Origin of the sequence: Candidatus Pelagibacter sp. HIMB1715 (assembly GCF_052047595.1) — a bacterium.
Lineage (GTDB): Bacteria > Pseudomonadota > Alphaproteobacteria > Pelagibacterales > Pelagibacteraceae > Pelagibacter.
In genome coordinates this window covers 128,460-144,697 of the sequence record NZ_JBNAJY010000004.1, presented here as the reverse complement: position 1 = coordinate 144,697, position 16,238 = coordinate 128,460, and the positions used below count along the sequence as shown (strand labels likewise).

Here is a 16,238-nt window from a genome sequence, read left to right as displayed (position 1 = left end):
TTAATGAATTTTGATAAAAATATAGAAGAATTAAAAATAGAACTTCCAGAGGCGAAGCCTCCTGTTGGATCTTATGTTGCAACAAAAAAATTTGGAAATTTACTTTTTATTTCTGGTCAAATTTCGATAGATGAAAATGGAGAATTAATTAAGGGAAAAGTTGGAAAAGATTTAAGTACAGAACAAGCTTATGAAGCTGCAAAAAGATGTGGATTAAGCTTAGTTGCTCAAGCGAAAGCTGCTTGTGATGGAGATTTATCTAAAATAAAATCATGTATCAAATTAACTGGATTTGTTAATTCAACAAATGACTTTACTGAACAGCCAAAAGTAATTAATGGAGCTTCAGATTTAATTGCATCAATATTTGGGGATGCTGGCATGCATACAAGAGCTGCAGTAAGTACCAATAGTTTACCACTTGGCGTTTCTGTAGAAGTTGATGCTATATTTGAGTTAAACTAAACTATCTTCCTATACCGAAATATTTTATACCTAGTTTCTTTATTTTAGTTGGTGAGAATATATTTCTCATATCGTAAATAATAAGTTTTTTATTCTTAGAAAGTTTTTTAAAATTAATTGATTTAAAATCATTCCATTCAGTATGAATAATTATAAGGTCTGAACCAGAAATACAGTTTTGAATTGAATTAGCATATTCAACATTTTTTAAATTGTTGAATTCTTTTTTTGAACCAGTAGGATCATAATATTTAATCTTTGCTCCTTTTTTAGATAGATAAGGAATTAATTTTAAACTTGAGGAGTCTCTCATATCATCAGTGTTTGCTTTAAATGTAACTCCCAAAAATGAAACATTTTTATTATTAAATTTTTTAATTATTGAATGAAGCCTTTTAAGTAATAAACTTGATCTATTCTGATTAGATTTAATAACACTTTTAATTACAGATAAATTAGATTTAAATTTATCAGCTGTAGATACAATAGCTTTAGTATCTTTTGGAAAACAAGAGCCTCCATATGCAGGACCAGCTCTTAAAAATCTACTTCCTATTCTGTTATCAAGTCCAATTCCTATAGATATATCTTCAACATCTATACCAGTTTTTTCACATAAATTGGCAATTTCATTTATAAATGTAATTTTAGTTGCTAAAAAAGCATTAGAAGCATATTTAATTAACTCAGCGGCTCGTCTATTTGTAGAAACATATTTTGCACCCTTGGAAATTAATGGAGAATATAAATTTTTAATTATTTTTTTTGATTTTTCTTCGTTTGAACCAACAACTACTCTATCAGGATAAATAAAATCTCGAATTGCCTCACCTTCTCTTAAAAATTCAGGATTAGATACTACTGAAAACAACTTTTTATTTACTTTTTTTGAAATAATCTTTTCTAGTTCATCACCTGTAGTAACAGGAACAGTTGATTTTGTTATAATTATTTTAAATTTATTAATTGATTTAGATATTTCTTTTCCAACTGAATAAACTTGAGAAAGGTCAGCACTGCTACTATTTTTTTTAGTTGGTGTTCCAACGCATATAAAAACTATGTCAGATTTTCTCACAGATTCTTTTAAATTTGTTGAAAAATTTAATCTTTCATTTTTTATATTTTTTTTGACTAATTCTTCTAAACCTGGCTCATAGATAGGTATTTTACCATTTTTTAAATTATTAATTTTATTATTATCTTTATCTACACAAATAACATCATTACCTAAGTCTGAAAAACAAACGCCACTCACCAAACCAACATAACCAGTACCTATCATACAAAGTTTCATAGTTTTCCTATTTCTTTGTTAGAATTAATAAATCCTTGCATTGTCCCACAATCTAAATATTTACCTGAAAAATTATGAGCAATAAATTTTTCACCTTCTTTTATTAAAGTTTGAATAGCATCTGTTATATGTATTTCACCACCGTTACCAGGTTTTTGCTTGGCTAATTTATTAAATATAGTTTTGGGAAGGATATATCTTCCTATTACTGCTTTATTAGAAGGAGCATTTTTAATTAAGGGTTTTTCAACTACACCATCAATAAAATAATCATTTTTGGAAATTTTTTTGTTTAAACTATAGATGCCCCATCTTGAAACTGTTTTAGAATTAACTTTCATACTAGCCATTACAGAAGATTTGTGCTTTTGATGTACTTTAATCATATCTTTAGAACAGTTTTTTTTTATTATTAAATCATCTGGTAGCAACATTAAAAAATATTTATCTTTTATATATTTTCTCGTTTTAAATACAGCGTCACCTGTACCTTTTGGTATATTTTGATATACAAATTTTATTAGTTTTTTATATTTTAATATTTTTTTATATTCAGCAATTATTCTAGGATCTTTTTTCTTTTTAATAATTTTTTTATAAAAAGTGTCACTATAAAAATAATTTTTAATCATTTTTTTTTTATTTGATATGATGAAAACAACTTCCTTTATACCAGCCTCAATACATTCATCTAAAATATACTCAATACCTGGCTTTCCATTTATTGGGAGCAGTTCTTTTGCAAAAACACTTGTTAAAGGCAAAAGTCTAGTTCCTTGACCTGCTAGAGGAATAATTGCTTGTTTAATCATATAAATGTTTTACTTATCTAGATTTCTAATACAAATGAAAATTATATTAAATAATAATTCATTATTTAAAGTTTTAAGGCCATTTAATGATATTGGCTTTGTTCCCACAATGGGGAGTATACATGAAGGTCATTTATCACTTATAGAAAGATCAAATCGAACTTGCGAAAAGACAATAGTAAGTATTTTTGTTAATCCCAAACAATTTAACAACAAAAAAGATTTCAAAAACTATCCTACAAATATTAAAGAAGATATTAAAATTTTAAAAAAAACTAAAAAGGTAGATTTCTTATACATTCCAAAATTCAAAGATGTTTATAATAATAATAGAAAATCAAACATAAAAATCTCAAAAAAAGATAAAATTTTATGCGCCAAATTTAGAAAAGGCCATTTTGAAGGGGTGCTAGATGTAATGGGAAGATTAACTAATTTAGTAAATCCGAAAAAAATATTTATGGGCAAAAAAGATTATCAACAATATTTCTTAATAAAAAATTATCTAAAAAATAAATATAAAGCTTCTATTATTCCATGCAAAACGATTAGAAATAAAAACAGAATAGCGTTGTCTTCAAGAAATAATCATTTGGATTTAAATGGAATTAAAAAAGCAAGTGTTTTAAGTAAAAGTCTAATTAAATTTAAAAAAAATTTAGCAAATAGTAAAAAAATAAAACAAAATTTAAAAATTCAAATGAAATATTTTGAGAAATTTTTAAAAATTAATATTGAATACTTGGAATTAAGATCAATTAAAAATCTTAAAATATCTAATACTGTTAAAGGCTCACGTTTATTTGTTGCGTATTATATTGATAACGTAAGATTGATTGATAATTTTTAGAGAAAGTAAGCCCCAACACCTAAAAATGAGACAAAACCTATAACATCAGTAATGGTGGTAACAAAAACACTAGATGCAATTGCGGGATCAATATTCATTTTTTTTAAAGTAAAAGGAACAAGTATACCAAACAGTCCAGCTATAATCATCGTAAGTACCATTGATATTGAAATGATTATTGAAAGAACACTATCTTGAAACCAAATTTGAACTATTAAAGCACTTATGGCAGCAAATATAATTCCATTTAATATACCAATTGAAAATTCTTTAAAAACATTTGATGAAAAATTATTTTGAGTTAAATCATTTGTAGCAATTGTTCTGACTGTAACAGCTAATGTTTGCATTCCTGCATTTCCACCCATTGAAGCAACAATTGGCATCAGGAAAGCAAGAACAACCATTTGCTCAATAGTTGCTCCAAACAAACTAATACACCAAGTTGCCAAAAAGGCTGTAAATAAATTCAATAAAAGCCAATTAAATCTTCTTTTAGTTTTTGTAACAACACCATCAGTAATTTCCTCATCACCTACACCTGCAAGTCTTAATGCATCTTCTTCAGCCTCTTCTTTTAGGACTGTAAGAACATCATCGTTCATAATCATTCCTACCAATTTATTATTTTTATCAATTACGGCTGCTGAATTTAGATTGTAATTTTCAAATAGATTGGCCACCTCTTCTTTGTCCATATCAACAGGCACTAATAGTTGAGATTCTGACATGATGCTTGCCATTTTTGTATCTCTTGGTGAAGTAAGTACTCTTGATGATGGAACTGTTCCAATAGGTTTAAATTCTTCATTAACAATAAAAATTTCCAAAAATTCTTCAGGCAGATCTTTATTTTCTCTTAAATAGTCAATTGTTTGACCTACAGACCAGTTGCTTGGTATAGCTGTAAACTCACGCTGCATTAGTCTAGCAGCAGTATCTTCTGGATAGCTTAAGCTTTCTAACAAAGCAAATCTGTCTTTAGGTGGTAATGAGCTTAATATAGTGTTCTTGTCTTCCTCAGGTACATTTTCTAAAATCGAAATAGCGTCATCTGACTCTAAATTGGTAAGAATAGTTACAATTGAATCTGAAGATAAATATTTAATTATTTCAGTTTGTATAGACTCATTTAATTCTACAAAAACCTCTGCATCAATATTAAAATTATTTAGTTTAATTAAACTTTCTCTATCGCTTATACTTAAGTGTTCAATTATGTCTGCTGCATCAGCAGGGTGCATTTCATTGAATGAATCGTTAATAAATTTTGCATCATTGTCAGCTATTTTAGAGGTAACAACTCTCAAATATTCTTTATTGAATTCAAAATTTACTTTTTTATCTTTAGTTTTTTTATTTAAAGACATAAATGTACCTATAATTTAGTTGTGCACTATTAATACATAATTAAAATATTACAAATTTTAAATGGATATAGAGATCAAAAAGTCAATAAAACCAGTAAATTATTTTGAGGCAATTGATCTATTAGAGTCTAGATTAAAAAATATTGCAGCTAATAAAGAAAAAGAATTAATTTGGATTTTAGAACATCCTGAAGTTTTTACTGCAGGTACATCATATAAAGAAAATGAAATAATTGATAAATCAATTGATCTATTAAAAACAAACAGAGGTGGAAAAATTACGTATCATGGTCCTGGTCAATTAATTTGTTATTTTGTTATTGATCTAAGAGAAAAAAAAGACATTAGAAAATTTATTACAACTATTGAAAATACAATTATTCAAAGTTTAAAAAAATATAATGTTGAAACGTTTCCTGATAAAGAAAATATTGGAATATGGTATAAAAACAAAAATGAAACTCAAAAAATTGCTGCTATAGGTATTAGGGTGAGAAAATGGATTGCATATCACGGATTTGCAATAAATGTTGATAACAACTTAGAAAATTATAAAAAAATAATACCTTGTGGAATTTCCGATAAAGGTGTTACAAATTTAAAAAAAATTTTAAATCAAGATTATTCTAACTTGAATAATGAAATTATTGAAAATTTTATTTCAAATTTGAAAAACTAAGTCTTTTTGATTTTAACAACTTTTTGAAATATTCTGGCAATAAAGCTGAATAAGTATGCTTCATATCATTTATTTTAAATTTAATTTGATATGAGTGCAGCATAAGATTTTTATTTATACCTTTATCTGACTTAGATAGTTTATATTTCGTATCTCCAAATATAGGATTACCAACTGCAAAAAGTTGTTTACGTAACTGATGTTTTCTTCCAGTTATTGGTTTTAACTCTAATAAAGATGCTTCAGAATTTTTATCTATTACTTTGAATATAGTTTTTGCTTTTTCTACTAACTTTTTATCACCATCATATCTTATTAAGTCATCATCCCAAACACCTGTGTTTTTATTAATTTCTCCTTGGCATATGGCAAGATAAGTTTTATGTACTTTTCTTAATCTGAATAATGATGTTAGTAGCTGCGCACTCTCTCTATTTTTTGCCATTATAAATACGCCAGATGTATCTTTGTCTAATCTATGAACAGAATAAGGTTTTGTTCCTTTAAAAATTTCACTCTTTGCAAAAATATCAACTAAGTTTTTTTTAGATTTTGTACCACCTTGTACTGATATTCCTGCTGCTTTATTTAATACAACAAAATTATCATTATCATCAATAATTTGATCTTCGTTTGATTTTATTATTTCTTTAGTTGGTAAAAATTTTATTTTTTTTTGTTCTACTCTTTCTTTAAATTCAATATTAAATATATTTATCTGATCTCCTTTTTTTATTTTGTGAGAACTTTTAACTTTTTTTTTGTTAATTTTAATTTTTCCTGTCCTAAGATATTTTTCAATTAAACCTTGAGGTATTTTTCCAATATTTAATCTCATCCATCTATCAATACGCATATCATTACACGTTGAATCAACGATGTATGACTTGTTCATAACTTAGGATTTAAGCTGTAGCTTGTTTATTTTCTTCTATTTTTGGAGCTTCTTTTGACGTATCTTTTTTCTTCTTATATACTCTTTTTGCTTCAACATCTCTATCTACAAATTCTATAATTGCCATTGGAGCATTATCACCATATCTGAAACCCGCTTTAATAATTCTAGTATAGCCACCTTTTCTATTTGAATACCTTTTAGAAAGGGTTTTTTTTACTTTATTAGCTGATTTAATATCCTGCAGTTGAGACACAAGCTTCTTAGTTGTTTGTAATGTATCTTTTTTACCTAAAGTAATAATTTTATCAGCTTGAGGTCTTAAAAACTTTGCTTTTGGCAATGTAGTTTTAATCTGTTCATATTTTATTAAAGAATTTAACATATTCTTTAACAGAGCTTTTCTATGCTCAGAAGTTCTATTTAACTTTTTGTTGGCTAAGCCGTGTCTCATTAAATTGCTTCCTCTAATTTTTTAGACATTTCTGCAATATTATCTGGTGGCCAGTTTGGTATTTCCATACCTAAATACAGAGACATTCCAGTTAAAACTTCTTTAATCTCATTTAAAGATTTTCTTCCAAAATTTGGTGTTCTTAACATTTCACCCTCAGATTTTTGAACCAAATCACCAATATAAATTATGTTGTCATTTTTTAAGCAATTCATTGATCTAACTGATAGCTCTAATTCATCAACTTTTCTTAATAAATTCTTATTAAACTCAGGTTCAGATGAAACTTCTTTTACTGGAGCTTCAACTGGCTCATCAAAATTAACAAACATTTTCAACTGGTCTTGAAAAATTCTAGCAGAATACGCAACGGCATCTTCTGCAGAAATTGAACCGTTAGTCTCTACTTCCATTGTTAATTTATCATAATCAAGAGCCTTACCTTCTCTTGCTGTGCTAACAGAATAAGAAACTTTTTTTACAGGACTATACAAAGAGTCAATGGCAATTAAACCTAGTGGTGGCTCCTCTGGTTTATTTAGCTCAGCTGGAACATAACCTTTTCCAGTGTTTACATTCATTTCCATGTGAAAAGTAGTGTTTTCATCTAAGTTACAAATTACTAACTCAGGATTTAATATTTCTACATCCGTCACAGGAGCAATGTCTGAAGCTTTTATTTCACCCGGACCTTTTGCGTCTAAAACTAATTTTTTTGTACCTTCAGAATTACATTTTAAAGCTAGTGATTTAACATTTAATACTATGTCCGTTACATCTTCTCTTACACCTTTAATTGATGTAAATTCATGTAGAACACCATCTATTTGTATCGAAGTAACTGCAGCTCCTCTGATTGAAGAAAGCAAAATTCTTCTTAAGGAGTTTCCTAAAGTTAATCCGTAACCTTTTTCTAAAGGCTCAGCTATAATCTTAGCATGTGTTAAGTCATCACTAATTTGAACATCTAATTTAGATGGTTTAATCAAAGATTTCCAATTTTTAACATTAACGTTTTCTACTTCCATTAAACTCTCCTTTTTTTTGGTGGTCTAGTTCCGTTATGAGGCATCGGTGTTGTGTCTTTAATTGACAAAATTTTAAAACCTCTTGCTTGTAAAGCTCTTAATGCTGTTTCTCTTCCTGAACCAGGCCCTTTTACTTCAACAGATAAAGTTTTCATTCCATACTCTAATGCTTTTGATGCTGCGGAGTCCGCTGCTATTTGAGCTGCATAAGGTGTAGATTTTCTTGATCCTTTAAATCCTTTCTGTCCAGCAGATGCCCAGGATATTACATTTCCATTTGTATCAGCAATTGAAATTATTGTGTTATTAAATGTTGACTGCACATAAGCAATTCCATTTAAAATATTCTTTTTTATCTTTTTCTTTTTTGAATAGGAGCTCTTTGCACTTTTTTTAGAAGATTTTTCTACCTTCTGATCTTTATTGTCAGTTTTTTCTGTTTTTGCCATTATTATTTTTTAGTTGGTGTTAATTTCTTCCCTGCAATAGCGATTGCTTTTCCTTTTCTTGTTCTTGCATTACATCTTGTTCTTTGACCTCTTACAGGTAATTTTTTTCTATGTCTTGTTCCTCTATAACATGCAAGATCTATCAATCTTTTAATACTTAAAGAATAATCTCTTCTAAGATCTCCTTCGACTTTAAAATTTTGATCGATGTATTCTCTTATTTTTAAAATTTCATCATCAGTTAACTCATTCACTCTTTTAGCTCTTGGAATTTCTAGAGAAGAACAAATTTGTTGTGAGAATTTATCTCCAATTCCATAAATATATGTCAGTCCAATGTGGACAAGTTTATTTTGTGGAATGTTTATACCTGCGATACGAGCCATAATTTTTGTGATAAATTGTGCCTTTTATATAAGAAGATTAATCAAAGTCAACGTCTTAAACATTTATAAAAGTGTCTATTTTCCTTGTTATTTCGTCTATTTCTAAGCTTCCATCAATTTCCTTAAATTTAGGATTCTCTGAGTAGTAATTAAGCACTGGCTCTGTTGTGTTCATGTATGTATCAAAACGTTTTAGAATAGTACTTGTTTCATCGTCTGATCTATTTTCAATAATTTTTCTTTTCTCTAGTCTTTTTACCACTGTATCTTTATCAACTTTAAGATACAAAATTAAATCTATTTTTTGATTTGATGCCTCGAGTAAGATATCTAAATTTTTTGCTTGGCTCAAAGATCTAGGGTATCCATCAAATATTAATCTGTTTTTTTTTTGAGGGTCAGAAACTAAATTTTCAATAAGTTTATTTACAATTTCGTCACTTACAAATTTACCATTTTTCATGTCATTAGTTATTGTCTTACCAATGTCTGAATTTTTATATATTTCTTCTCTTAAAAGTTCACCAGTTGAGATTTGAAAGGAATTTAATTTCTTTACTAAATATTTAGCTTGAGTACCTTTACCAGCACCAGGCGGTCCAAACAAAACTATATTCACTTACTTTCCAAATTTAGTTTTCTTAATTAATTGTTCGTATTGAGAGCTCATTAATCTTGTTTGAATTTGAGTTACAGTATCAATGGCTACAACAACAACAATAAGAATAGATGCACCACCCAAATAAAAAGGAATTGGGTAATTAGCTATTAAAAATTCTGGCATTAAACATACAAGTGTCAAATATAGAGCACCTATTGTAGTAAGTTTAGTTAAAATATTTTCAATATATAATGCTGTACTCTCACCAGGTCTAATTCCTGGTACAAAGCCACCATATTTTCTTAAGTTTTCTGCAGTTTCAGTTGGGTTAAATGTAATTGAAGTATAGAAAAATGTGAAAAATATTATACCAGATGCATATAGCAACATGTACAAAGGCTGACCTTGAGTGAAATAAGAACTTAAATTTAAAAAAGTTTCATTGTTCGAAAAAGAAAAATTAGAAAAAGTAACTGGTAATAATAATAAAGCAGACGCAAAAATTGCTGGTATTACTCCTGCTTGATTAATTTTCAGTGGCAAATGAGAAGACTCTCCACCGTACATTTTGTTTCCCATTTGTCTTTTAGGATAATTGATAAGAATTTTTCTTAAAGCTCTCTCCATAAAAACAACAAATAAAATAGTTAATATTAAAAGAACAAAAATTGCTAAGATCATGAAAGTTGATACAGCACCTGTTCTACCTAATTCAAAAGTTGTAACTAAAGCTCTAGGTATTTCTGCAACGATACCTGCAAAAATAATTAAAGAAATTCCATTTCCAATTCCTCTTTGAGTGATTTGTTCTCCTAACCACATAAGAAAAATTGTACCAGCAACAATAGTTGTTACTGTTGTAATTTTAAAAAATGCTCCTGGATTAATTACTAAATCGGCAGAAGACTCTAAACCTACCGATAAACCATAACCTTGAACTGTAGCGAGTAAAACTGTTCCATATCTTGTAATTTGAGTAATCTTTGCTCTGCCAGTTTCTCCCTGAGCCTTTAAATTCTTAAAATAATCAGAAACCCCTGTTAACAACTGAACTATAATAGCTGATGATATGTATGGCATTATACCAAGAGCAAAAATTGCCATTCTACTGACGGCACCGCCAGCAAAAACATTGAACATACCAAGTAACCCTTTTTGATTACCGTCCATCATGATTTTTAATTGTTCTGGGTCAATTCCTGGTAAAGGAACAAACGTACCAAATCTATATACCGCAAGGATTGCTATGGTAAAAATTATTCTATTTCTTAGATCATTTGTTGAAGATGATGCGCTCATTTAAACAAATTATTTTTTTAATTGAATAGATCCACCAATTTTTTCTAGTTTTTCTATTGCTGATTTTGATGCCAAGTCAGCCTCAATATTAATTTTATCTTTTAACTCTCCAGTACCTAATATTTTTAATTTTGTAGAGTTTTTGTTTATTAATTTTAATTTTTTTAGAGATGAAGAATTAAGCACTTCATTTGGATTAATATTTTTTTTATCAATATAAGACTGAATTTTTTCCAAGTTTAAAATTGCAATGTTTTCTTTTGAAATTGGATTAAAACCTCTTTTAGGTAATCTTCTGTATAAAGGCATTTGACCACCTTCAAAACTTTTTATTGCAACACCAGATCTAGATTTTTGACCTTTAACACCTCTCCCAGATGTCTTACCTTTTCCAGAACCAATACCTCTTCCTACTCTAATTTTAGGTTTATTAATTTTCTGTCTTGTATTTAATGTAATCATTATCCTCTTTTTTCAATAATTTCTGATATTTTTTTATTTCTTATTGCTGAAATTTGTTTTGGTGAATTTTGTTTCATTAAAGCTTTCATAGTAGCTCTAATCACATTGTGTGCATTTGATGTGCCCATTGATTTAGCAACAATATCTCTTACACCCAATACCTCGCATACTGCTCTAACTGGACCACCTGCAATAATACCTGTACCTTTTGATGCTGCTCTTAAAACTATTCTACCAGAGCCATCTTTAGCTTTTACATCATGATGAATTGTTCTTCCTTCTCTCAAAGGTATATGTGTTAATTTTCTTCTCGCCATTTCATTAGCTTTTTTAATTGCATCTGGAACTTGTTTTGCTTTCGCGTGTGCTATTCCAATTTTTCCAGCCTGATTGCCTACTACTACAAGAGCTGAAAAACCAAATCTTCTTCCACCTTTTACAACTTTTGTAATTCTGTTGATATGAACTAACTTTTCTAAAATATCGTCTGTTTTTTTGTCTTTGTTATTTTCCATAATTAAAATTCCATCCCATTTTCTCTTAACGTGTCTGCAAATGCTTTAATTCTACCATGATATTTATAAGATCCTCTATCAAAATAAATTTTTGTAATATTTTTTTCCTGAGCTTTTTTTGCAAGCTTTTGGGCAACTAATTTTGAAAGCTCTGTTTTGTTAATTTTATCAGATGATTTTACATCTTTCTCAATGGATGAAGCTGATAACAAAGTTACTTTTTTTGTATCATCAATGATTTGAGCTGAAATATTTTTGGCAGATCTTGAAATACTTAATCTAAATCTATCTTTTGGAGCAACTTTTTTTACTTTGTTGCTAACTCTAAATCTTTTTCTAATACTAGTGTTTAGTTTCATTATTTTTTCTTACCTTCTTTTTTAAGAACATATTGGCCTTTTTCTCTAACACCTTTACCCTTATATGGCTCAATTTTTCTAAATGTTTTAATTTTTGATGCAACTTCACCAACTAATTGTTTGTCAGATCCAGTGATCTTAAGTGTAGTTTGTTTTTCTACAGCAATTTTAATTCCTTCTGGAATGTCAAAATCAATATCATGACTGTAGCCTAATTGTAAATTTAGCTGATTTCCTTTTAATGCCGCTCTATAACCAACACCTACAAGCTCTAACACTTTTTCGTAGCCAGTACTCGAGCCAATCACGGCATTATTAATTAAACTTCTGTTCATGCCCCAAAGTCTTTTTGAATTTTGGTCAATTTTTTTTGGTTTAATTGAAATCTCTTTTCCTTCTTTGATATCCAAATTAAACATATCTAAATCAATATTTATTGATTTCTTTCCTAGTGGCCCTTCTATATTTATAATGTTGCCAGCTAAAGCAACTTTAACCTTTTCTGGGATTGATATATTTATTTTTCCAATTTTAGACATTAAAATACCTTACAAATAATTTCACCACCAACACGTTGTTTTCTGGCGTCAATATCAGTCATTACACCTTTTGGTGTAGAAACTATTGCAATACCTAGACCGTTATTAATTTTAGGTAAACCTTCAGCACTAGAAAAAATTCTTCTTCCTGGTTTAGAAACTCTTTCAAATGCACTAATTACTGGGTTACCAGAATGATATTTAAGTTCTAAAGACAATGTTGGTTTATTATCCTCTGAACTAATTTTAAAATCTTTTATAAAACCTTCATTTTTTAGTATATCTGCAATTTTTGATTTAAAGTTTGATGATGGCAGATCTACTTTTTTATGATTTCTTGCTTGAGCGTTCTTAACTCTAGCTATCATATCTCCTATTGGGTCACTTAAACTCATAATTTTCCTTCCTACCAGCTCGACTTAACTAAGCCAGGTATTTTTCCTTGTAAACCTAATTGTCGAAGAGCAATTCTAGATATTTTCAATTTTCTATAAACACCATGTGGTCTACCTGTTATCTCACATCTATTCATCACTCTTGTTTTAGCTGAATTTCTTGGCAATTTTGATAATTTCTGCTGCGCCTTAAATCTTTCCTCTAATGGAAGTTTTTTATCCATTATTATTTTTTTTAAATTTTGTCTTTTCTTGAACATCTTGTCTGAAAGTTTAATTCTTTTTTTGTTTTTATTTACAGCACTAAGTTTAGCCATTTTTAATTGTCTCCTTTTTTAATAAACGGAAAATTCATTTTTTCTAACAATGCAAAGCTGTGCTCTTTGTTAATAGCTTTTATAACAATAACGATATCTAAGCCTCTAACTTTATCAGCTCTATCAAAACTAACTTCTGGAAAAATGATGTGTTCCTTTATGCCAAAAGTATAATTTCCGAATTTATCAAAACCTTTTGCCGACAATCCTCTAAAATCTTTAATTCTAGGAAGAGCAATATTTACTAATCTATCTAAAAATTCATACATTTTATTTTTTCTTAAAGTTACTTTTAAGCCTGCATTAGATCCTTTTCTTGTCTTAAAATTAGCTACAGATTTTTTAAATTTTGTAGTTACAGGTTTTTGGCCTGTTATCTTAGCCATATCCTCTTCACACGATTTAAGAATTTTAGAGTCTGAACCATCTAAACCAAGACCCATATTTAAAACAATTTTTTCAATTCTTGGCGCCATGTAAATATTTTTGAAGCCAAATTGGTCTTTTAAAGCTGGTTGTATTTCTTTATTAAAAATTTCTTTTAATCTTGGAGTCATTATTTCTTAGCCTCTTTTTTCTTTTCTGCTTTTTCATCTATTAATTTTAAATTTGATAAATGAATAAAACCTTCTTTTGAAAAAATACCACCTTTTTTCTCTTTTGTTGTTTTAACGTGTTTTTTAACCATATTAATTTCTTTTACTTTGGCTCTATTATTTGCTCTGTCGATTTCGATAACTTCACCCTCTTTTTTTTTGTCTTTTCCAGTTAGCACTCTTACTTTTAGACCTTTTTTAATCATCTTATAAAACCTCCGGCGCTAATGAAATTATTTTCATTTGCCCTCTACTTCTTAATTCTCTGGTAACAGGGCCAAATATTCTAGTACCAACTGGTTCACCCTTATCGTCAACTAATACTGCTGCATTATTATCAAATTTTACTTTTGATCCATCGTTTCTATGAATTCCTTTTTTAACTCTTACTACTACAGCTTTATGAACGGTTCCTTTCTTTACTTTGCCCTTAGGGATAGCCTCTTTCACAGCAATTACAATTGTATCTCCAATGCTGGCATATCTTCTCTTAGATCCACCCAATACTTTGATGCACTCTATTCTTTTTGCACCAGTGTTGTCAGCAACTTGTAATTCTGTCTGTACACCAATCATTATTTATTATTCTCCATAACTTGAAATTTTTTATTTTTTGAAAATGGTTTGCTTTCAATAATTGAAACTTTATCACCTGTTTTAAATGTATTATTTTCATCATGAGCATTGTAATTTTTTCTGACTCTAATGACTTTTTTTAATACAGGGTGTGAATATTTTCTCTCTACCATAACTGTAATTGTTTTATTAGGTTTGTCGCTTATCACCACTCCTGTTAATATTTTTTTAGGCATTTGATTTTCCTTTTAAAATTGTTTTCAATCTTGCAATTGTTTTTCTTGTTTCTCTAATTTTTGCAGGATTAGTTATTTGAGAATTCATTTTTTGAAATCGAAAATTAAATAAGTCTTTTTTAAGCTTATCAATATTTTTGATAACTTCATCTTTGCTTAATTTTTTAATTTCTTGTTTTTTCATTTATGCAAATCTCTTTATTGTCTTTGTTTTTATTGGTAGCTTTGCTGAAGCTTTGTAAAGTGCCTCTTTGGCAATTTGTTCAGAAACACCATCAACTTCAAATAAAATTCTTCCAGGTTTTACTCTACAAGCAAAATATTCTGGTGATCCTTTTCCTTTACCCATTCTAACTTCTATTGGTTTTTTAGAAACTGGAATATTTGGAAAAACTCTTGTCCATACTCTGCCTTGTCTTTTCATATGTCTAGTTAAAGCAACCCTAGCAGCTTCAATTTGTTTTCCAGTAACTCTTTCAGGCTGTAATGCTTTCAAGGCATATGCACCGTAATTAATAGTACTTGCTCTAGTAGCATTACCATGAATTCTTCCTTTATGAGCTTTTCTCCATTTAGTTCTTACAGGCTGAAGCATTATTGTTTACCTTCCTTTGGAGTGACTTTGTTTGTTTCCTGGCTAAATTCTCTTGCAAAAACTTCACCCTTATAGATCCAAACCTTAATTCCAATAATTCCATATGTTGTAAGAGCTTCCGCTTCTGCATAATCTATATCTGCTCTTAAAGTGTGTGATGGTATACTACCATCTCTTAACCATTCAGTTCTAGCGATCTCATTACCACCTAATCTTCCACTTACCGAAACTTTAATGCCTTTTGCACCTAGTCTAATACATGATTGCATAGCTCTTTTCATGGCTCTTCTGTATGAAATCCTTTTTACTAACTGTTGTGCAATGTTTTCAGCAACTAAATATGCATTTGTTTCAGGTTTTTTAACCTCTTTGATATTTAAGTTGACTTCATTTGTCGTAAATTTTGATAAGTTATTTTTAATTTTATCAATATCACTACCTTTTTTACCAATTACAAATCCAGGTCTAGATGTGTAAATTGTAACGTAACATTTGTTTGACGTTCTCTCTATCATCACTTTAGATACACCTGAATTAATTACATTCTTCTTGATGTATTCTCTTATTTTAAAATCTTCAATTAGATAGTTGCCAAAATCTTTTTTCTTAGCATACCAAACAGAGTCCCAACCTCTGTTTACACCTAATCTAAAACCTACAGGATTAACCTTTTGTCCCATGTTTCTCCATTTGTTTTGCCTCTGATAAAATTATAGTTACTGTTGACCAAGGTTTTAAAATTGGTGCCGCTCTACCTTTTGCTCTTGGTCTAAATCTTTTCATAACAATTTTTTTTCCACAATACGCTTCTTTGACAATTAAATTGTCAATATCATATTGAAAGTTATTTTCAGCGTTTGCAACAGCTGAGCTAATTGTCTTTCTAATATCTCTTGTAACTCTTTTTTCTGAAAACTGCAGGTCTCTAATAGCTACATCAACCTTTTTACCAACAATACTTTTTAGAATTGGATTAATCTTTCTTACGCTAGATCTAATTCCATTGTTTATAGACTTTACAGTCTTATTGTTGTTTTTATCAATTTTCTTATTCTTTCCCATA

27 protein-coding genes are annotated in these 16,238 nt (G+C 28.9%); 3 read left to right on the top strand and 24 right to left on the bottom strand.

What is annotated here, in order from left to right; translation table 11 throughout:
- Positions 1-3 precede the first annotated feature (3 nt).
- Positions 4-465 carry a RidA family protein gene (locus ACTTAY_RS02300; protein ID WP_440672203.1) on the top strand — a complete coding sequence of 154 codons (462 nt, stop codon included), beginning with the start codon at positions 4-6 and terminating at the stop codon, positions 463-465.
- A 1-nt stretch (position 466) separates the two neighbouring features.
- Here ACTTAY_RS02300 and ACTTAY_RS02295 read toward each other — a convergent pair whose 3' ends face one another.
- Entirely contained in the window at positions 467-1,762 is a 1,296-nt protein-coding gene (locus ACTTAY_RS02295; RefSeq protein ID WP_440672202.1) for a UDP-glucose dehydrogenase family protein, read from the bottom strand.
- Complete coding sequence (locus ACTTAY_RS02290; protein ID WP_440672201.1) at positions 1,759-2,574, bottom strand: sugar phosphate nucleotidyltransferase; 816 nt, start codon at positions 2,572-2,574, stop codon at positions 1,759-1,761. Before ACTTAY_RS02290 ends, ACTTAY_RS02295 begins: the two co-directional genes overlap by 4 nt.
- A gap of 4 nt (positions 2,575-2,578) precedes the next feature.
- Here ACTTAY_RS02290 and panC point away from each other — a divergent pair, with 4 nt between their 5' ends.
- The gene (gene panC, locus ACTTAY_RS02285) at positions 2,579-3,424 is read left to right on the top strand and encodes a pantoate--beta-alanine ligase (RefSeq protein ID WP_440672200.1); all 846 of its coding nucleotides are present in this window, start codon (positions 2,579-2,581) and stop codon (positions 3,422-3,424) included.
- Here panC and mgtE read toward each other — a convergent pair.
- On the bottom strand, positions 3,421-4,794 hold the full coding sequence (mgtE, locus tag ACTTAY_RS02280; protein WP_440672199.1) for a magnesium transporter: 1,374 nt from the start codon (positions 4,792-4,794) through the stop codon (positions 3,421-3,423). The two genes, panC and mgtE, sit on opposite strands and share 4 nt — an antisense overlap.
- A 61-nt stretch (positions 4,795-4,855) precedes the next feature.
- On the opposite strand from mgtE, the gene lipB reads away from it, so the two are divergent.
- Positions 4,856-5,473 carry a lipoyl(octanoyl) transferase LipB gene (lipB, locus tag ACTTAY_RS02275; RefSeq protein ID WP_440672198.1) on the top strand — a complete coding sequence of 206 codons (618 nt, stop codon included), beginning with the start codon at positions 4,856-4,858 and terminating at the stop codon, positions 5,471-5,473.
- On the opposite strand, the gene ACTTAY_RS02270 is transcribed toward lipB, so the two are convergent.
- Genes ACTTAY_RS02270 through rplV form a run of 21 tightly spaced genes read right to left on the bottom strand, consistent with a single transcriptional unit; the run spans position 5,451 to position 16,237 of the window.
- Complete coding sequence (locus tag ACTTAY_RS02270) at positions 5,451-6,368, bottom strand: RluA family pseudouridine synthase (RefSeq protein WP_440651479.1); 918 nt, start codon at positions 6,366-6,368, stop codon at positions 5,451-5,453. The genes lipB and ACTTAY_RS02270 overlap by 23 nt on opposite strands.
- A 10-nt stretch (positions 6,369-6,378) precedes the next feature.
- Complete coding sequence (rplQ, locus tag ACTTAY_RS02265; RefSeq protein WP_440672197.1) at positions 6,379-6,822, bottom strand: 50S ribosomal protein L17; 444 nt, start codon at positions 6,820-6,822, stop codon at positions 6,379-6,381.
- Positions 6,822-7,850 carry a DNA-directed RNA polymerase subunit alpha gene (locus ACTTAY_RS02260; RefSeq protein WP_075506787.1) on the bottom strand — a complete coding sequence of 343 codons (1,029 nt, stop codon included), beginning with the start codon at positions 7,848-7,850 and terminating at the stop codon, positions 6,822-6,824. The genes rplQ and ACTTAY_RS02260 overlap by 1 nt, the downstream gene beginning before the upstream one ends.
- Positions 7,850-8,299: a 30S ribosomal protein S11 gene (gene rpsK / locus ACTTAY_RS02255; protein WP_075506788.1), complete on the bottom strand. Its 450-nt coding sequence runs from the start codon at positions 8,297-8,299 to the stop codon at positions 7,850-7,852. Before rpsK ends, ACTTAY_RS02260 begins: the two co-directional genes overlap by 1 nt.
- Positions 8,300-8,301: 2 nt before the next feature.
- Entirely contained in the window at positions 8,302-8,685 is a 384-nt protein-coding gene (gene rpsM / locus ACTTAY_RS02250) for a 30S ribosomal protein S13 (RefSeq protein WP_075506789.1), read from the bottom strand.
- 55 nt (positions 8,686-8,740) lie between these two features.
- On the bottom strand, positions 8,741-9,304 hold the full coding sequence (locus tag ACTTAY_RS02245; protein ID WP_440648593.1) for an adenylate kinase: 564 nt from the start codon (positions 9,302-9,304) through the stop codon (positions 8,741-8,743).
- Positions 9,305-10,585: a preprotein translocase subunit SecY gene (gene secY / locus ACTTAY_RS02240; RefSeq protein WP_075506791.1), complete on the bottom strand. Its 1,281-nt coding sequence runs from the start codon at positions 10,583-10,585 to the stop codon at positions 9,305-9,307. It lies immediately after the preceding gene.
- A gap of 9 nt (positions 10,586-10,594) precedes the next feature.
- Complete coding sequence (gene rplO / locus ACTTAY_RS02235) at positions 10,595-11,047, bottom strand: 50S ribosomal protein L15 (RefSeq protein ID WP_440672196.1); 453 nt, start codon at positions 11,045-11,047, stop codon at positions 10,595-10,597.
- Complete coding sequence (gene rpsE, locus ACTTAY_RS02230; RefSeq protein ID WP_440672195.1) at positions 11,047-11,562, bottom strand: 30S ribosomal protein S5; 516 nt, start codon at positions 11,560-11,562, stop codon at positions 11,047-11,049. The genes rplO and rpsE overlap by 1 nt, the downstream gene beginning before the upstream one ends.
- A 2-nt stretch (positions 11,563-11,564) precedes the next feature.
- Positions 11,565-11,921, bottom strand: coding sequence for a 50S ribosomal protein L18 (rplR, locus tag ACTTAY_RS02225; RefSeq protein ID WP_440614295.1), 357 nt, complete (start codon positions 11,919-11,921; stop codon positions 11,565-11,567).
- The gene (rplF, locus tag ACTTAY_RS02220) at positions 11,921-12,460 is read right to left on the bottom strand and encodes a 50S ribosomal protein L6 (protein WP_262589108.1); all 540 of its coding nucleotides are present in this window, start codon (positions 12,458-12,460) and stop codon (positions 11,921-11,923) included. Before rplF ends, rplR begins: the two co-directional genes overlap by 1 nt.
- The gene (gene rpsH / locus ACTTAY_RS02215; RefSeq protein WP_428080012.1) at positions 12,460-12,855 is read right to left on the bottom strand and encodes a 30S ribosomal protein S8; all 396 of its coding nucleotides are present in this window, start codon (positions 12,853-12,855) and stop codon (positions 12,460-12,462) included. The genes rplF and rpsH overlap by 1 nt, the downstream gene beginning before the upstream one ends.
- Before the next feature lie 11 nt (positions 12,856-12,866).
- Positions 12,867-13,172: a 30S ribosomal protein S14 gene (rpsN, locus tag ACTTAY_RS02210; protein WP_075506797.1), complete on the bottom strand. Its 306-nt coding sequence runs from the start codon at positions 13,170-13,172 to the stop codon at positions 12,867-12,869.
- 2 nt (positions 13,173-13,174) lie between these two features.
- Positions 13,175-13,729 (bottom strand): 50S ribosomal protein L5, encoded by a 555-nt coding sequence (gene rplE, locus ACTTAY_RS02205; protein WP_440672194.1) that lies wholly within the window; start codon positions 13,727-13,729, stop codon positions 13,175-13,177.
- Positions 13,729-13,974, bottom strand: coding sequence for a 50S ribosomal protein L24 (rplX, locus tag ACTTAY_RS02200; RefSeq protein ID WP_262589105.1), 246 nt, complete (start codon positions 13,972-13,974; stop codon positions 13,729-13,731). Before rplX ends, rplE begins: the two co-directional genes overlap by 1 nt.
- A gap of 1 nt (position 13,975) precedes the next feature.
- Complete coding sequence (rplN, locus tag ACTTAY_RS02195) at positions 13,976-14,344, bottom strand: 50S ribosomal protein L14 (RefSeq protein WP_008544079.1); 369 nt, start codon at positions 14,342-14,344, stop codon at positions 13,976-13,978.
- Entirely contained in the window at positions 14,344-14,580 is a 237-nt protein-coding gene (gene rpsQ, locus ACTTAY_RS02190) for a 30S ribosomal protein S17 (protein WP_428080011.1), read from the bottom strand. The genes rplN and rpsQ overlap by 1 nt, the downstream gene beginning before the upstream one ends.
- Complete coding sequence (rpmC, locus tag ACTTAY_RS02185; protein WP_440672193.1) at positions 14,573-14,764, bottom strand: 50S ribosomal protein L29; 192 nt, start codon at positions 14,762-14,764, stop codon at positions 14,573-14,575. Before rpmC ends, rpsQ begins: the two co-directional genes overlap by 8 nt.
- Positions 14,765-15,175, bottom strand: coding sequence for a 50S ribosomal protein L16 (gene rplP, locus ACTTAY_RS02180; protein WP_075506803.1), 411 nt, complete (start codon positions 15,173-15,175; stop codon positions 14,765-14,767).
- Complete coding sequence (gene rpsC / locus ACTTAY_RS02175; protein WP_075506804.1) at positions 15,175-15,855, bottom strand: 30S ribosomal protein S3; 681 nt, start codon at positions 15,853-15,855, stop codon at positions 15,175-15,177. Before rpsC ends, rplP begins: the two co-directional genes overlap by 1 nt.
- Positions 15,839-16,237 carry a 50S ribosomal protein L22 gene (gene rplV / locus ACTTAY_RS02170; RefSeq protein WP_440672192.1) on the bottom strand — a complete coding sequence of 133 codons (399 nt, stop codon included), beginning with the start codon at positions 16,235-16,237 and terminating at the stop codon, positions 15,839-15,841. The genes rpsC and rplV overlap by 17 nt, the downstream gene beginning before the upstream one ends.
- Position 16,238 lies beyond the last annotated feature (1 nt).

What these genes read in the sequence shown, in the direction of transcription:
- ACTTAY_RS02300 (WP_440672203.1), top strand. Translation starts at nt 4, where the DNA reads ATGAATTTTGATAAAAATATAGAAGAATTAAAAATAGAACTTCCAGAG.
- ACTTAY_RS02295 (WP_440672202.1), bottom strand. Translation starts at nt 1,762, where the DNA reads ATGAAACTTTGTATGATAGGTACTGGTTATGTTGGTTTGGTGAGTGGC.
- ACTTAY_RS02290 (WP_440672201.1), bottom strand. Translation starts at nt 2,574, where the DNA reads ATGATTAAACAAGCAATTATTCCTCTAGCAGGTCAAGGAACTAGACTT.
- panC (WP_440672200.1), top strand. Translation starts at nt 2,579, where the DNA reads ATGTTTTACTTATCTAGATTTCTAATACAAATGAAAATTATATTAAAT.
- mgtE (WP_440672199.1), bottom strand. Translation starts at nt 4,794, where the DNA reads ATGTCTTTAAATAAAAAAACTAAAGATAAAAAAGTAAATTTTGAATTC.
- lipB (WP_440672198.1), top strand. Translation starts at nt 4,856, where the DNA reads ATGGATATAGAGATCAAAAAGTCAATAAAACCAGTAAATTATTTTGAG.
- ACTTAY_RS02270 (WP_440651479.1), bottom strand. Translation starts at nt 6,368, where the DNA reads ATGAACAAGTCATACATCGTTGATTCAACGTGTAATGATATGCGTATT.
- rplQ (WP_440672197.1), bottom strand. Translation starts at nt 6,822, where the DNA reads ATGAGACACGGCTTAGCCAACAAAAAGTTAAATAGAACTTCTGAGCAT.
- ACTTAY_RS02260 (WP_075506787.1), bottom strand. Translation starts at nt 7,850, where the DNA reads ATGGAAGTAGAAAACGTTAATGTTAAAAATTGGAAATCTTTGATTAAA.
- rpsK (WP_075506788.1), bottom strand. Translation starts at nt 8,299, where the DNA reads ATGGCAAAAACAGAAAAAACTGACAATAAAGATCAGAAGGTAGAAAAA.
- rpsM (WP_075506789.1), bottom strand. Translation starts at nt 8,685, where the DNA reads ATGGCTCGTATCGCAGGTATAAACATTCCACAAAATAAACTTGTCCAC.
- secY (WP_075506791.1), bottom strand. Translation starts at nt 10,585, where the DNA reads ATGAGCGCATCATCTTCAACAAATGATCTAAGAAATAGAATAATTTTT.
- rplO (WP_440672196.1), bottom strand. Translation starts at nt 11,047, where the DNA reads ATGATTACATTAAATACAAGACAGAAAATTAATAAACCTAAAATTAGA.
- rpsE (WP_440672195.1), bottom strand. Translation starts at nt 11,562, where the DNA reads ATGGAAAATAACAAAGACAAAAAAACAGACGATATTTTAGAAAAGTTA.
- rplR (WP_440614295.1), bottom strand. Translation starts at nt 11,921, where the DNA reads ATGAAACTAAACACTAGTATTAGAAAAAGATTTAGAGTTAGCAACAAA.
- rplF (WP_262589108.1), bottom strand. Translation starts at nt 12,460, where the DNA reads ATGTCTAAAATTGGAAAAATAAATATATCAATCCCAGAAAAGGTTAAA.
- rpsH (WP_428080012.1), bottom strand. Translation starts at nt 12,855, where the DNA reads ATGAGTTTAAGTGACCCAATAGGAGATATGATAGCTAGAGTTAAGAAC.
- rpsN (WP_075506797.1), bottom strand. Translation starts at nt 13,172, where the DNA reads ATGGCTAAACTTAGTGCTGTAAATAAAAACAAAAAAAGAATTAAACTT.
- rplE (WP_440672194.1), bottom strand. Translation starts at nt 13,729, where the DNA reads ATGACTCCAAGATTAAAAGAAATTTTTAATAAAGAAATACAACCAGCT.
- rplX (WP_262589105.1), bottom strand. Translation starts at nt 13,974, where the DNA reads ATGATTAAAAAAGGTCTAAAAGTAAGAGTGCTAACTGGAAAAGACAAA.
- rplN (WP_008544079.1), bottom strand. Translation starts at nt 14,344, where the DNA reads ATGATTGGTGTACAGACAGAATTACAAGTTGCTGACAACACTGGTGCA.
- rpsQ (WP_428080011.1), bottom strand. Translation starts at nt 14,580, where the DNA reads ATGCCTAAAAAAATATTAACAGGAGTGGTGATAAGCGACAAACCTAAT.
- rpmC (WP_440672193.1), bottom strand. Translation starts at nt 14,764, where the DNA reads ATGAAAAAACAAGAAATTAAAAAATTAAGCAAAGATGAAGTTATCAAA.
- rplP (WP_075506803.1), bottom strand. Translation starts at nt 15,175, where the DNA reads ATGCTTCAGCCTGTAAGAACTAAATGGAGAAAAGCTCATAAAGGAAGA.
- rpsC (WP_075506804.1), bottom strand. Translation starts at nt 15,855, where the DNA reads ATGGGACAAAAGGTTAATCCTGTAGGTTTTAGATTAGGTGTAAACAGA.
- rplV (WP_440672192.1), bottom strand. Translation starts at nt 16,237, where the DNA reads ATGGGAAAGAATAAGAAAATTGATAAAAACAACAATAAGACTGTAAAG.